General features: G+C 67.5%; 11 protein-coding genes. 5 read left to right on the forward strand and 6 right to left on the reverse strand.

Annotated elements, in window-relative coordinates:
• Positions 1-1,500, forward strand: a complete 1,500-nt coding sequence (locus ACI2KI_RS15145; RefSeq protein ID WP_404621389.1) for a UxaA family hydrolase — start codon at positions 1-3, stop codon at positions 1,498-1,500.
• An 18-nt stretch (positions 1,501-1,518) separates the two neighbouring features.
• On the opposite strand, the gene ACI2KI_RS15150 is transcribed toward ACI2KI_RS15145, so the two are convergent.
• The 4 genes from ACI2KI_RS15150 to kduI all read right to left on the reverse strand — a co-directional run bounded on the left by ACI2KI_RS15150 (position 1,519) and on the right by kduI (position 5,981).
• Positions 1,519-3,168: a pectate lyase gene (locus tag ACI2KI_RS15150; protein ID WP_404621391.1), complete on the reverse strand. Its 1,650-nt coding sequence runs from the start codon at positions 3,166-3,168 to the stop codon at positions 1,519-1,521.
• 128 nt (positions 3,169-3,296) lie between these two features.
• Positions 3,297-4,343: a PfkB family carbohydrate kinase gene (locus tag ACI2KI_RS15155; protein WP_404621393.1), complete on the reverse strand. Its 1,047-nt coding sequence runs from the start codon at positions 4,341-4,343 to the stop codon at positions 3,297-3,299.
• A 21-nt stretch (positions 4,344-4,364) separates the two neighbouring features.
• Entirely contained in the window at positions 4,365-5,123 is a 759-nt protein-coding gene (kduD, locus tag ACI2KI_RS15160; RefSeq protein ID WP_404621395.1) for a 2-dehydro-3-deoxy-D-gluconate 5-dehydrogenase KduD, read from the reverse strand.
• Positions 5,124-5,135: 12 nt separating this feature from the next.
• Complete coding sequence (gene kduI, locus ACI2KI_RS15165; RefSeq protein WP_404621577.1) at positions 5,136-5,981, reverse strand: 5-dehydro-4-deoxy-D-glucuronate isomerase; 846 nt, start codon at positions 5,979-5,981, stop codon at positions 5,136-5,138.
• Between the two features lie 177 nt (positions 5,982-6,158).
• Here kduI and ACI2KI_RS15170 point away from each other — a divergent pair, with 177 nt between their 5' ends.
• Entirely contained in the window at positions 6,159-6,800 is a 642-nt protein-coding gene (locus ACI2KI_RS15170; RefSeq protein ID WP_292081898.1) for an RpiB/LacA/LacB family sugar-phosphate isomerase, read from the forward strand.
• A 69-nt stretch (positions 6,801-6,869) separates the two neighbouring features.
• Here the strand turns inward: ACI2KI_RS15170 and ACI2KI_RS15175 are convergent, their stop codons facing one another.
• The gene (locus ACI2KI_RS15175; RefSeq protein WP_292081896.1) at positions 6,870-7,919 is read right to left on the reverse strand and encodes a LacI family DNA-binding transcriptional regulator; all 1,050 of its coding nucleotides are present in this window, start codon (positions 7,917-7,919) and stop codon (positions 6,870-6,872) included.
• Positions 7,920-8,090: 171 nt separating this feature from the next.
• Between ACI2KI_RS15175 and ACI2KI_RS15180 the strand changes: the two genes are divergently transcribed.
• The 3 genes from ACI2KI_RS15180 to ACI2KI_RS15190 all read left to right on the forward strand — a co-directional run bounded on the left by ACI2KI_RS15180 (position 8,091) and on the right by ACI2KI_RS15190 (position 11,362).
• On the forward strand, positions 8,091-8,918 hold the full coding sequence (locus tag ACI2KI_RS15180; protein WP_404621398.1) for a 2-keto-4-pentenoate hydratase: 828 nt from the start codon (positions 8,091-8,093) through the stop codon (positions 8,916-8,918).
• 141 nt (positions 8,919-9,059) lie between these two features.
• On the forward strand, positions 9,060-10,310 hold the full coding sequence (locus ACI2KI_RS15185; protein ID WP_313472608.1) for an MFS transporter: 1,251 nt from the start codon (positions 9,060-9,062) through the stop codon (positions 10,308-10,310).
• 77 nt (positions 10,311-10,387) lie between these two features.
• On the forward strand, positions 10,388-11,362 hold the full coding sequence (locus ACI2KI_RS15190) for an alpha/beta hydrolase (protein WP_404621580.1): 975 nt from the start codon (positions 10,388-10,390) through the stop codon (positions 11,360-11,362).
• Here the strand turns inward: ACI2KI_RS15190 and ACI2KI_RS15195 are convergent.
• Entirely contained in the window at positions 11,359-12,915 is a 1,557-nt protein-coding gene (locus ACI2KI_RS15195) for a carboxylesterase/lipase family protein (protein ID WP_404621400.1), read from the reverse strand. The genes ACI2KI_RS15190 and ACI2KI_RS15195 overlap by 4 nt on opposite strands.
• Positions 12,916-12,921 lie beyond the last annotated feature (6 nt).

The following is a 12,921-nucleotide window of genomic DNA, read 5'->3' on the forward strand; positions in this document are numbered from 1 at the left end:
ATGAGCCGCGTCCTGATCCTGAACTCCGCCGATGATGTGGCGATCGCCCTGGACGATATCGCTGTGGGCGAAACGCCCGAAGGTCTGGCTGCGCCCGCGCGCGCCGACATCGCCACCGGGCACAAGATCGCCCGTAGAGCGGTGGAGGAGGGCGGTCTGGTCCGCCGCTATGGGCAGGTCATCGGCCGGGCCAAGGCGGCGATCGCGGTTGGCGATCATGTCCACGTCCACAACCTGGCTATGGCCGAGGACGGGCGCGAGGCCGAGGTGGGGGCGGACGTGCGGACGCCTGAGGCCCTGTCGGGCGCGACCTTCAGCGGCATCGTCCGTGCGGACGGTCGGGTGGGGACGCGCAACTATATTGGCGTCCTGACCAGCGTGAACTGCTCGGCCACGGTGGCGCGGCGGATCGCCGACGCCTTCCCAGACGCCAGCCTGCCTGAGGGCGTGGACGGGGTGGTGGCCTTCACCCATCAGGGCGGCTGCGGCGGCTCGTCGCTGTCGAGCGACACGACCCTGCTGCAGCGGACACTGGCGGGATACGCCCGGCATCCGAACTTCCATTCCATCCTGATCGTCGGGTTGGGCTGCGAGGCCAATCAGATTCCGGCCTGGCTGGCCAATGAGGGCCTCGAAGCCGGTCCGACCCTGCGCGCCCTGACCATTCAGGAAGCCGGCGGCACGGCCCGCGCTATCGAGGCGGGCGTTGAGATCGTCCGCGAACTTGTGAGCGAAGCCGCCAAGGTCGAGCGCCAGCCGGTGTCGGCCTCGCACCTGACGGTCGGTCTGCAATGCGGCGGGTCGGACGGCTGGTCTGGCGTCACCGCCAATCCGGCTTTGGGTGCGGCGGTGGACCTTCTGGTCGCGCATGGCGGCTCGGCCATGCTGTCGGAGACGCCGGAGATCTGGGGCGCGGAGCACCTGTTGCTGCGCCGGGCGGCGTCGCAGGACGTGGCGGATCGGCTGAACGCGCGTCTGGAATGGTGGCGGGCCTATGCCGACAAGCACGGCATGGAGCTGAACAACAACCCGTCGCCCGGCAATCTGAAGGGCGGCCTGACGACGATTCTTGAGAAGTCGCTCGGCGCGGTGGCCAAGTCGGGTTCGACGCCGCTGAACGACGTGATCGGCTATGCCGAGCCGCTGACGACCCAGGGGCTCAGCTTTATGGACAGCCCCGGCTATGATCCCTGCTCGGCGACGGGGCAGATCGCCTCCGGGGCCAATCTGATCGTCTTCACCACGGGGCGGGGCTCGGTCTTCGGCGCCAAGCCCGCGCCGTCGGTCAAGGTCGCTTCCAACGCCAGGCTGGCCAGATGGATGGACGAGGACATGGACATCGACGCCTCTCCGGTCCTGACCGGCGTGGCGATGGAGGACGTCGGCCGCGCCATCTTCGAGCGGATGCTGGCCGTGGCCTCGGGCGAGCCGTCCAAGTCCGAAGCCCTCGGTATCGGCGACAACGAGTTCGTGCCCTGGCAGGTCGGCGCCTATCTCTAGGCGCCGACGCCAGACTCATCAGCCCTCCAGAGCCTCGATCAGTTCGCCCATGTTGCGGATGAAGACCTGGGTCGAGACGCACTCGACCGGATAGTCGGTGTTGTAGGGCGAGGTGTCCCACAGGTCGCCGACGCGGGTGGTCTGGTACTCGCCGCCTGTCACCGCCGCCGGGGCCTCGCCGATATAGGGGTTGGAGGTCGTGGTCAGGGGCGAGGGCCAGTAGCCGCGCGCGTTCAGCCCGGCGACCAGTTCCGCGGCGCGGCCCGGCGCGGGCTTGGCCAGACGGCGGGCGTCGGACGACATGTCCCAGACGTCCACATCCTGAAGCGTGAAGTATTTGGGCAGTTTCAGCGAACCGGCGCGGGCCTTCAGCGGCGAGTTGCGGCTGACCTCTTCGGGCGACTGGGCCGCCAACTCCTCGTACTCGCGGCGCAGGGCGGCCGTGTCGACGTTGCGGAACGAGCCGTAGTGGACGATCAGATTGTTCGGGTTCGTGTCGGCGTAATACTGGCCGTTGGTGATGTTGGACCCGCGCCGGTGGATATAGACCGGGGTGTTCGAGCCCTCGAGGATGAAGGTCGGGTGGGTGCGGCCCGGCGCGATCAGGTTCTGCGGTGTCTTCACCTGATCCAGCCAGTCCAGGGCCTCGGGCAGGCGCGCCATGTATTTGCGATCGCCGGTCAGGCGATAGAAGCCCAGCATAGACTTGATATTGGCGCCCGTGGTGTGCGTGGCGAAGGCTTGCGGCTCGATGGTCCGCGCGCCGGCGGGCTTCAGGGTGTCGGGGAAGTGCTGCAGGCCCCAGGCCGGTTGCGGCATGGGCTGCTGGGTCTTCACATAGATGTCCATGCCGCGATGGATGGCGTCCAGCAGGCGCGCATCGCCGCGACCGTTCACCGCCAAGCCCTGATAGGCATAGAGCAGGAACTCTAGGTTCTCGCCCGCCACGTCGTCGTTGAAGGTGATGTAGGGGGTGTAGTCCTCGTGGCCGTGGATGCCGCCGTTTTCGACGAAGGGATAGCGCTGTGGCCAGCCGCCGTTGGGGTACTGGGCGTCGAGGACGAACTGGATCGCCTTGTCCAGCGGGGCGCGATATTTGCGCTCACGCTTCTCCAGATAGACCCGTAGCAGCAGCTGCGAGGCCTCGGCCGTACCCGCGTCGTCGAAGGTGGCGTTGCCGTAGTAGCGGTGGAATTCCTCCATCCGCCAGGCGTTCTTGCCGTAGGTGGCGTACCAGCGCTTGAGCGATTCCTCGCCGGCCGTGTCGATGACGTAGTTCCAGCCGCCCGCCGGATGCTGGCCGCGCACCAGGGCGTCTGCGGCGGACTTGGCGGCCTCGTAGAACTGCTCGTCGCCGGTGGCGTGGTAGGCGTCAAGGAAGGCGTGGCCGACCGTCGCCGTGCCGGGCGGCTGGACCCAGATCATGGTCGGCGAGGCTTCCAGCTCGCCCCAGCGGCGCGAGAAGTCGGGCAGGACGTTCCAGACATAGCCGCCCTCGACGGCGGCCTCCTCGGTCATGAAGCGGGTGGCGCGCTTCATAGCCGCCAAGACAGCCGCGCGGTCGGGCGCGGCCTGAAGGACGGTTTTAGCCAGGGCGGGAGCGGAGGCGGCCGTGAAGGTCGCGGCGGCGCCGGCGGCCAGCAGGGCGCGGCGGTTCATGAGCGTCATGGTGTCTTCCTCGGATGCGTCGCCTCGCAGCTCTGACGGCTGCTTGAGTTCAGCGAAGCTAAACACAATTGACACCGGTTTCCTAGTGGCGGGGCGCCCTTGAAAACGCCCCGGTTTTCACGAAACCGTCAGCGACGAATGTCGAAGCCGCCGTCGCCCATGGCCGCGCGCACCTCGGCGGCGGTGAACAGGTTGAAGTCGCCGGGCACCGAGTGTTTCAGACCCGCTGCCGCCAGACCGAAGTCCAGGGCCTCCTGGTCGGACCAGCCGCTCCACAGGCCGAACAGCACGCCCGAGGCGAAGGCGTCGCCGCCGCCGACCCGGTCCACCACGCCCGTCATGTGGATGGCTTCGGCACAGGTCTCGACGACCTCGCCGCCGGCTCCGCGCGTCAGCATGACCGCCGACAGGGCCTGATCGGCGACGCTTTCCTGCACGCGCAGGGTGCAGGTGATGCGTTGCAGGCGGGGGAAGGCCTCAAACGCCGCGGCGGCGGCCAGACGGCGGCGCGCATTGGGATCGGCGTCCTCGAACTTGGTCTTCAACACCAGGGCGAAGTCACGGTCGTCGGCGAAGGCGATCTCGGCGCCGGCCAGCATCTGGCCGAGGGTTCCGGGCGGATCGCCTGCCCATTGTTCCCACAGCTTGCCGCGGAAATTGCCGTCGTAGCTGACGCGGACGCCCTTCTTGACGGCGGCCTCGACCAGTTCGACCGCCGCGCGCGAACCGTTGGGGCCGGTGGCGGGTGTCACGCCCGAGACGTGCAGCCACTCATAGCCGTCCAGCAGGGCATCCCAGTCGAAGGCGTCGGCGACGCGCTCGACAAAGGCCGAGCCGGCGCGGTCGTAGAGGACTTCGGACGGGCGACGCACCGCGCCCGGCGTCAGGAAATAGAGGCCCATGCGGCCAGGCGAGAAGACGATGGGCGTGGTGTCCACGCCGTAGCGCCGCACCTCGTCGCGTGCGGCCTGACCTAGGGCGTTGTCGGGCAGAACCGTGGCCATCGCCGCCGGCGCGCCGAAGCGGGCCAGGGCGACGGCGACATTGGCCTCGGCCCCGCCCGGACGCGCGGTCAGGGCAGGGGATTGCAGCAGCAGCTCGTTCTGGTTCGGACTGAACCGCAGCAGCATCTCGCCAAAGCAAAGAATGCGGCCGCCCGATTTCGTCTGGGTCATGGTCGGAACGCTAGCGCGGGATCAGCGCGCCAGCCAGCCGCCGTCGACCGGCAGGGTGATGCCCTGCACATAGTCGCTGGCGCGGCTGGCCAGGAAGACGGCGGCGCCGCCGATGTCCGACGGGTCGCCCCAGCGGCCGGCCGGGATGCGGCCCAGGATTTCCTTGGAGCGCACCGGGTCGTCCTGCAGGGCCTGGGTATTGTCCGTGGCGAAGTAGCCCGGCGCTATGGCGTTGGCGTTGATGCCGTGCTTGGCCCACTCGTTGGCCATCAGCTTGGTCAGGCCCGCCACGCCGGATTTCGACGCAGTGTAGGACGGCACGCGGATGCCGCCCTGATAGGACAGCATGGAGGCGGTGTTGATGATCTTGCCGCCACGGTTGTCGGCTATCATGCGCTTGGCCGTCGCCTGGCTGAGGAAGAAGAGGACCTTGAGGTTGACGTTCATGACGTCGTCCCAGTCCTGCTCCGAGAAGTCCACGGCGTCGGCGCGGCGGATGATGCCGGCGTTGTTCACCAGGATGTCGACGGGGCCGAGGGCGGCGGTCGCCTCGTCCAGAACGCGCTCGACCGGCTCAATCGAGGTCAGGTCCGCCTGGATGGAGACAGCCTTGCGGCCCTTGGCCAGCACCTTGCCGACCGTGTCGTCCGAGGCGCGGCGTGCGACCGAGGCGACATCGGCGCCCGCTGCGGCCAGAGCCAGGGCGATGCCCTGACCGATGCCCGTGTTGCCGCCGGTGACCAGTGCGACCTTGCCGGTCAGATCAAAAGGATTGGCCATGCCCATAGGTCCTTATTTCAGCTGACAGATGTCGAGCTTGTCCATGTCAGTGTAGTCGAGGTTCTCGCCGCCCATGCCCCAGATGAAGGTATAGTTCGACGTGCCCGCGCCCATGTGGATCGACCACGGCGGGCAGATCACGGCCTCGCCGTCGGCGACGACGATATTGCGGGACTTGTCCGGCTCGCCCATGAAGTGAAAGACGCGGTCGTCCTGGCCCAGGCCGAAGTAGAGGTAGGCTTCCGAGCGGCGGTCGTGAATGTGCGGCGGCATGGTGTTCCACACCGAGCCGGGCTTGAGAACCGTCACCCCCAGCAGCAGCTGGCAGGACTTCACCTTGGCCGGAACGATGTACTGATAGATCGTCCGCTCGTTGGACGTCTCCAGCGCGCCCATTTCCAGCGGCACGGCGTCGGCGATCGAGATCTTGGTCAGGTCGTACCGGGTGTGGGCCAGGGTGGCGACCAGATAGAACTTGGCGGGCTCGGCAGCGTCCTTCGAGGTGAAGGAGACATCGATAGAGCCCATCGGCACATAGGCGCCGTCGCGGAAACCCAGTTCGAGCACCTCGCCGTCGACGGTGACCGCTCCGGCGCCGCCGATATTGACGATGCCCAGTTCACGGCCTTGCAGGAGGGGCGCGCCGGCCAGCGAAGCCGGTACGGAATGGGTCGGCAGGGTCAGGGGGCTCGTCGTCGGGGTCGCGCCGCCCATGATCATCCGCTCGTGGTGCGAATAGTTCAGACTGACCTTGCCCGGCACGAACAGGCCCTGGATCAGGTAGCGATCCCGCAGCTGCTGGTTCGAGGCGCCGTCCATCATGTCGGGATGGGTGGCCTGATAGACCTTGTCGTACATGGGGTCGTAATACATGCCGGGCTCCCTGGGGGCTCGCTGGGCGAGCCGCCGTGACGGATCTTGCGTCCGTCCTTCAGTGGACTAGGTAACCGGTGTCATATTATGATGCAATCGGTTAGACCATAATCGCCGGCATCAGATCGGCATCGCTTCGCCACCGTCTTGAGGATCGCCCCCATGAAAATCGCTCTCATCATTGAAAACAGCCAGGCCGCGAAGAGCGAGACGGTGCATTCCGCCCTGACCGCCGTTGCCGAGCCCCTGGGCCATCAGGTCTTCCACTACGGCATGTACACGCCCGAGGATAAGGCCTCGCTGACCTACGTCATGAACGGGCTTCTGGCGGGCATCCTGCTGAACTCGGGCGCCGCCGACTTCGTCGTCACGGGCTGCGGCACGGGCATGGGCTCCATGCTGGCCGCCAACTCCATGCCGGGCGTCTTCTGCGGCCTGGTCATCGACCCGACCGACGCCTTCCTGTTCGGCCAGATCAACGACGGCAACGCCATCTCCATGCCCTACGCCAAGGGCTTCGGCTGGGCGGCCGAGCTGAACCTGCAGGACGTCTATCGCAAGCTGTTCGAGGGCGAGCGCGGTCTGGGCTATCCCAAGGAACGCGCCGAGATCATGGCCAAGAACCGCGGCATCCTGAAGAGCCTGAAGGCCGTCACCTGCAACGACATGCTGACCGTCCTGAAGTCCATCGACCAGGACCTGCTCAAGGCGACCGTGGCCGGTGAAAAGTTCCAGGAATACTTCTTCGCCAATGCCACTGACGAAGGCATCCGCGAGTATCTGAAGGGCGTCATCAACGCCTGATCGGCGTTCGATACGGCGTAAAAAAAGGCGGTCGGCGCGCAGGCGCCGGCCGCCTTTGTCGTTGAGGTGCTAGGCCAGTGGCGCGGCGGATTGGCGCACGACCAGGGCCGGACGGACCTCGGGCTGCTGCAATTTGGCGGGATCGACGCCGCGCGTGGGGGCCAGCAGCTTTTCTGCGGCCATCCTCCCCATGTCGCGGATAGGCAACCGCACCGAGGTCAGGTTCGGCCAGACCCGCGCCGCCATCGGCAGATCGTCGAAGCCGACCACCGACAGGTCGCGCGGCAACTCCATCCCGCGCTCGCGCGCCGCCTGCATGACGCCGAGCGCCATGTCGTCGTTCAGGGTGAAGATGGCGGTCGGCGGCTGGGGCAGGGACAGCAGGGCATGGCCCGCCTCGACGCCCGATTCGTAGGTATAGGCGCCCTGCAGGTCATATTCCGGTGGCAGGGCGATGCCGCGTTCCGCCAGGGCGTCGATGAAGCCCTGACCGCGCACGACGGACGAACGGAAGGAAGCCAGGCCGCGCACCAGGGCGATTCGGCGGTGGCCCAGGTCGGCCAGATGGCGCGCGGCTTCCGCGGCGCCGATCCAGTCATTGGTGACGACCATGTTCTGGGGCTCATCCAGCGTCAGCGAGGCGATGCGGACATAGGGGCAGTCCAGCTCACGCAGCAGTTCCATCACCGAATCGTCTTCGGACACCGAGGGCGGCATGATGACTCCGAACAGGCGCTGGCGTTCGATGAAGCCGCGAATGTCCTTGAGCAGGGTGGGGGAGTTGCGGCTGCAAGGATGGACCACCAGCTCGAAGCCCGAGCCCTTCAGAGCGTCCAGGATTCCCTGCTGCATATTGACGACATAGGTGGGGCTGGGCTGGTCGTAGATCATGCCCACCAGGAAGGACCGACGGAAGGCCAGACCGCGCGCCTGCGGGTCGGGGACGAAGCCCAGCTCGTCGATGGCGGCCTGAACGCGCTCGCGCGTGTCCTCGCGCACGAAGGGCGACTGGTTGATGACGCGCGACACCGTCTTCTTGGAGACCTCGGCCACGCGGGCGACGTCGTTGATGGTGGCGCGCTTGCCCGGTTTTGCTGTGCGCGAATCGTCTTCCGACAACAGCGTTCCCCTTCGTGTTCTTGTTGACGCTAGGCATAGCTCCGCTCGGCGTCGGGCGCCATGGGCTGTTTTCAAGGCGGATTGACACCGGTTTCCTAAGCCGCCCATTATCCGGCGTTTTCCAATGGGGCGTCATTTGACCGACCAGATCAATCATTCGGAGCGCTGCGCATGACGGCCGCTCCCGTGCAGGCGCCGATCTCGGATCAGGCTGTCGCCGAGACCTTTGTCAGCGCGCGTCTCGCCGCGCGCGCCGTGCCGGGCTATCCGGGCGACGTCCCCGAACACATGGCCCGTTCCTACGCCATTCAGGACGCCGCCATCGCTCTCTATCCGGACCGGGTCGTGGGCTGGAAGGTCGGCGGCGTGCCCCCGGCGCAGCAGCCGGCCCTGGGCATCCATCGCCTGGCCGGCGCCATCTTCGCCGGCAATGTCTGGACGGTCGGCGAGGCCCCGACGCCTCTGCCCGCCATCGAGGGCGGATTCGCCGCCGTCGAGGCCGAGTTTATCGCCCGCATCGGCGCTGACGCGGACCCGGCCAAGACCGACTGGACCGTCGAGGAGGCCGCCGACCAGATCGACGCCGTCTTCATCGGCGTGGAACTGGCGGGCAGCCCGCTGTCGGCCATCAACGACCTGGGTTCGGCCGTGGTCGCCTCGGATTTCGGGAACAACGGCGGTCTGGTGATCGGCCCGGAACTGACCGACTGGCGCGACCGCATGGATGCGACCAAGGTCGAGACCATCATCGACGGCGTCAGCGTCGGCACGGGCGGCTCGCTCTCGCTGGCCGGCGGCGCTCTGGAATCGGTGCGCTTCCTGCTGGAGCATTGCGCACGCTGGGGCCGCCCGCTGACGGCAGGGACGCTGGTTTCGACCGGCGCCGTCACCGGCGTGCACCGCATCTACGCCGGCAGTGAATCGACGTGCGTGTTCGAAGGCGTGGGAGAAGTCCGCTGCACGGTCGTGAAGGCCGCGCCGCATCCGACGTCAGACTAATATCTAATCACTGCGTGAACCTGTCCGCCGTTCAGGGTGGTCAAGAAGACGGGGCGCGCCGAGGAAATCAAAGGGAATGGGTCTCGTACCATGAGTGACGCTTCGAAAGCCGCACCCGCCGGGGAGGGGCCGATCCGCGTGATGGCGCCGCCGGCGGGCAAGTACCGCTGGATCGTGATGTGGCTGCTGTTCGCGGCCATGGTCATCAACTACGTCGATCGTCAGATGATCGGCTTCCTCAAGCCGACGCTGTCGGCTGAGTTCGGCTGGTCCGAGACGGACTATGCGGACATCGTCTTCTGGTTCCAGGCCTCCTACGCCGTCTTCTACCTGATCTTCGGTCGGGTGATGGACAAGGTCGGCGCGCGCTGGGGCCTGGGGGTCGCCTTCTTCATCTGGCAGATCGGCCACATGATGCACGGCGCGGCCCGTGACCTGTCGCACTTCATCATGGCCCGCATGATCCTGGGCGTCGGCGAGGCCGGCGGCTTCCCCGGCGGCATCAAGGCCGTGGCCGAGTGGTTCCCCAAGAAGGAACGCGCCTTCGCCACCGGCCTGTTCAACGCCGGCACCAATATCGGCGCCATCGTCACCCCCTTGCTGGTTCCGGTTCTGGTGCTCAGCTTCGGCTGGCAGATGGCCTTCGTCGTCACCGGTCTGATGGGCCTGATCTGGCTGCCGATCTGGCTGCTGGTCTATCGCCGTCCGCGTGAAGTGAAGAAGCTGTCCACGGCCGAACTGGAGTGGATCGAGCAAGACCCGGCCGACACCGTGGAGAAGATCGGCTGGAAGAAGCTGCTGACGGTCAAGGAAACCTGGGCCTACGCCGCGGGCAAGTTCCTGATCGACCCGATCTGGTGGATGTTCCTGTTCTGGCTGCCTGACTTCCTGGGCAAGAGCTACGGCCTGGACCTGAAGACTTTCGGCCCGCCGATCGTGGCAATCTACCTGCTGTCGGACGTCGGTTCGGTCGGCGGCGGCTGGATGTCGGGACAGTTCATGAAGCGCGGCATGAATCTCAACAAGGCGCGCAAGCTGACCATGCTGATCTGCGCCCTGTGCGCCGTGCCGGTCGCCTTCGCCGCCTTTGCATCCAACCTGTGGGTGGCGGTGTTGATCATTGGTCTGGCCACGGCGGCTCACCAGGGCTTCTCGGCCAACCTCTACGCCTTCCCCGGCGACGTCTTCCCGCGTTCGGCGGTGGGCTCGGTCGTCGGCATCGGCGGCATGCTGGGCGGCATCGGCGGCATGATCATGGCCAAGTACGCCGGCTTCGTGCTGGACAAGATCGGCACCTACACCCCGATCTTCGTGGTGGCGGCCTCGGCCTATCTGGTGGCCCTGCTGGTGGTTCACATCATCTCGCCACGATACGAACCGGCCAAGGTTTGATGACCTGACGCCGAGAGGGGCGCTCGTCTGAGGGGGCGAGCGCCCTTCTTCAATTCTGGAGGGAGACGGACGTGGACATGCATCGACGTGGTTTGCTGATCATGGGGGCCGCAGCCCCTGCGCTGGCGACAGCCCTGCCGGTCAGCGCAGGGATGCAGACCGTCGCGCCCCCCGATCCGACCGAGGTCGTCCGTCTGTGGCCCAACGGCGCGCCGGGCGGGGAGGGGGTGACGGTCATCCCCGTCGTGCCCGAGCGCTCGACCGACCCGGCCTATCGCGACCGCTACGCCCAATACACCACCGATCCGATCATGACGGTGATGCGGCCCGACAAGCCCAACGGCTCGGCCATGCTGCTGATCCCCGGCGGCGGCTATCGCTGGTCGGTGCTGGATAAGGAGGGCTTCGACGTCGCTCGCGTCTTCGTCGCCAGCGGCACGACCTGTTTCGTCCTGCGCTATCGCCTGCCCGCCGACGGCTGGGCGGCGGGGGCGGATGCGCCCTTGCAGGACGCCCAGCGCGCCATCCGCCTGATCCGCAGCCGCACGGCCGAGTTCGGCGTTCGCCCTGACCGGATCGCGGTGCTGGGCGCCTCGGCGGGCGGGCATCTGGCGGGGCTGGCCAGCGCACGGACGGACGCGGCCTATGCCCCGGTCGACGTGGCGGACGAGGTCTCGTTGCGCCCCGACCTGACGATGTTGATGTATCCGGTGGCGACCATGAGCGACCCGCACGTCCACGCGGGGTCGCGCACGCACCTGCTGGGAGAAACACCGGGCGAGGCGCGCATCGCCGCCTATTCCCTGGAGCAGATGTCCTGGGCCGGTGCGGCGCCGGTCTTCCTGCTGCACGCCATGGACGACGCCTCGGTGCCGGTCGAGAACAGCCTGATGCTGCTGACCACGCTGAAGGCCGCCTCGGTGAAGGTCGAGGCCCATCTGTTCCAGGAAGGCGGCCATGGCTTCGGCATCCGCCTGATCCAGGGAAGACCGGCAGCGGTCTGGCCCGAGCTGGCGCGCGCCTGGGCCGCCCGTCTGGACTTCGCTCTCTAGGTTCCCGGCTGGATGTAGGGGATGGCCGAGAAGAAGGCCCGTTCATTGCCGCGCGGGTCGTTGGCCATCCGGGGCTCCACGTCGAACAACAGGGTCTGGCGCGTCGGCAGCTCATAGCGCTCCCAGCGCGGCAGGCCTGCGTGGTTGGGATCGCCGGTGCGCGCCAGTGCGATGAAGGCGTCGCTCATCCGGTCCGCCACCGTCTGCGCGCCCGGTCCATTCGTGCGCGATCCGGTCGCGTTCACATTGTCGAACACCAGGGGGATGTCCGCGGTGTGGAAGGCGCCCTTGCGGCCCGACGCCGTCTCGCCGGGGAAGTCCAGTTGATAGACCCAGGCGGGGGCTCCGGCCCTCGCCCGTTCCTCAGCCTCGATCACCGCGCCGCGCCAGGAGCGCCCGGCGGTGGTGGCGGCGATCAGGACCTGATCGGGCGACCAGTCGGGGTGCATACGGCGATAGGCGGCGATGACGGCTTCCGGGGTGATGTCGATACGCATGACGCCGGGCGACAGGCGGGCGGGCAGGGTCTCCCAGGTCAGGCCGACATTCCTGGGATCATTGCCCATGAAGCCGAGGGTTTCCTCGCGCGTATTGCCGATGATCATGGGGATGGTCAGGCCCTGCGGCGCGGCGTCGGGATAGAAGGGGTGGCGCGGCAGGCTGCGGAAATCCAGCACGGGTCCGAAGTAGAGCCCGCCGTAGCCGAGGATGGGATCCTCGACCGATTGCGCTTCCAGCAGTCGTTCGACCGGCAGGCTTGTGGCCTCGTGCGCCCGGTCGGGCGTCAGGCCCAGGGCCTCCAGCCAGGCGGTCGCGCGGGTCGTGGCGTTGATCGGGCCGGACGCCGTGACCTGTTGACCGCTCATGGTCGCGGCGCGGTGGAACAGGCCTTTCGCCTCGGGCATGGCCATCAGGGTCGCGATCTTGGCCCCGCCGCCCGACTGGCCGAAGACCATGACCCGCTCGGGGTCGCCGCCGAAGGCCGCGATGTTGTCGCGCACCCAGCGCAGGGCCAGGATCAGGTCCAACTGGCCGACATTGCCCGAGTCCTCAAACCCCGGCGCCAGCCGCGCCAGATAGGCATAGCCGAGGGCGTTCAGCCGGTGGTTCAGCGTCACCACCACCACATCGCCGCGCGCCGCCAGCCGTGTCCCGTCATAGAGGGGGTCGGACCCCGACCCGCTCGAATAGGCGCCGCCGTGGATATAGACCATGACCGGCCGACGACCCGCGTCGAGACCGGGCGTCCAGACGTTGAGGAACAGGCAGTCCTCGCTCTGGTTCGGCTCATCGCCGCGCTGAGGGCTGGCGGCGCCATAGTCGAAGGCAGGGGCCGCATCGCGCCACGGTGTCGGCGGCTCGGGCGGCTGGAAACGCCGCGTCGGCGCGCCGTAACGCACGCCCTTGAAGACGTTGATCCCGTCCTGACGGCGGCCCAGGACCGGACCGGTCGTCGTGACGGCGCGGGGATCTCGCGGCGCGGCGTGAACAGCGGTCGCCGTCGCCGTGGCGGCCATCCCCGCCAGAACGGCGGCGCGTCGCGTCATTCCCATGGTCAC

This window comes from Brevundimonas sp. NPDC046655, from assembly GCF_044901625.1.
Lineage (GTDB): Bacteria > Pseudomonadota > Alphaproteobacteria > Caulobacterales > Caulobacteraceae > Brevundimonas.

Excerpts from the sequence above, each read along its gene's own strand:
- ACI2KI_RS15145 (WP_404621389.1), top strand. The coding sequence starts at position 1 with ATGAGCCGCGTCCTGATCCTGAACTCCGCCGATGATGTGGCGATCGCC.
- ACI2KI_RS15150 (WP_404621391.1), bottom strand. The coding sequence starts at position 3,168 with ATGACGCTCATGAACCGCCGCGCCCTGCTGGCCGCCGGCGCCGCCGCG.
- ACI2KI_RS15155 (WP_404621393.1), bottom strand. The coding sequence starts at position 4,343 with ATGACCCAGACGAAATCGGGCGGCCGCATTCTTTGCTTTGGCGAGATG.
- kduD (WP_404621395.1), bottom strand. The coding sequence starts at position 5,123 with ATGGCCAATCCTTTTGATCTGACCGGCAAGGTCGCACTGGTCACCGGC.
- kduI (WP_404621577.1), bottom strand. The coding sequence starts at position 5,981 with ATGTACGACAAGGTCTATCAGGCCACCCATCCCGACATGATGGACGGC.
- ACI2KI_RS15170 (WP_292081898.1), top strand. The coding sequence starts at position 6,159 with ATGAAAATCGCTCTCATCATTGAAAACAGCCAGGCCGCGAAGAGCGAG.
- ACI2KI_RS15180 (WP_404621398.1), top strand. The coding sequence starts at position 8,091 with ATGACGGCCGCTCCCGTGCAGGCGCCGATCTCGGATCAGGCTGTCGCC.
- ACI2KI_RS15185 (WP_313472608.1), top strand. The coding sequence starts at position 9,060 with ATGGCGCCGCCGGCGGGCAAGTACCGCTGGATCGTGATGTGGCTGCTG.
- ACI2KI_RS15190 (WP_404621580.1), top strand. The coding sequence starts at position 10,388 with ATGCATCGACGTGGTTTGCTGATCATGGGGGCCGCAGCCCCTGCGCTG.
- ACI2KI_RS15195 (WP_404621400.1), bottom strand. The coding sequence starts at position 12,915 with ATGGGAATGACGCGACGCGCCGCCGTTCTGGCGGGGATGGCCGCCACG.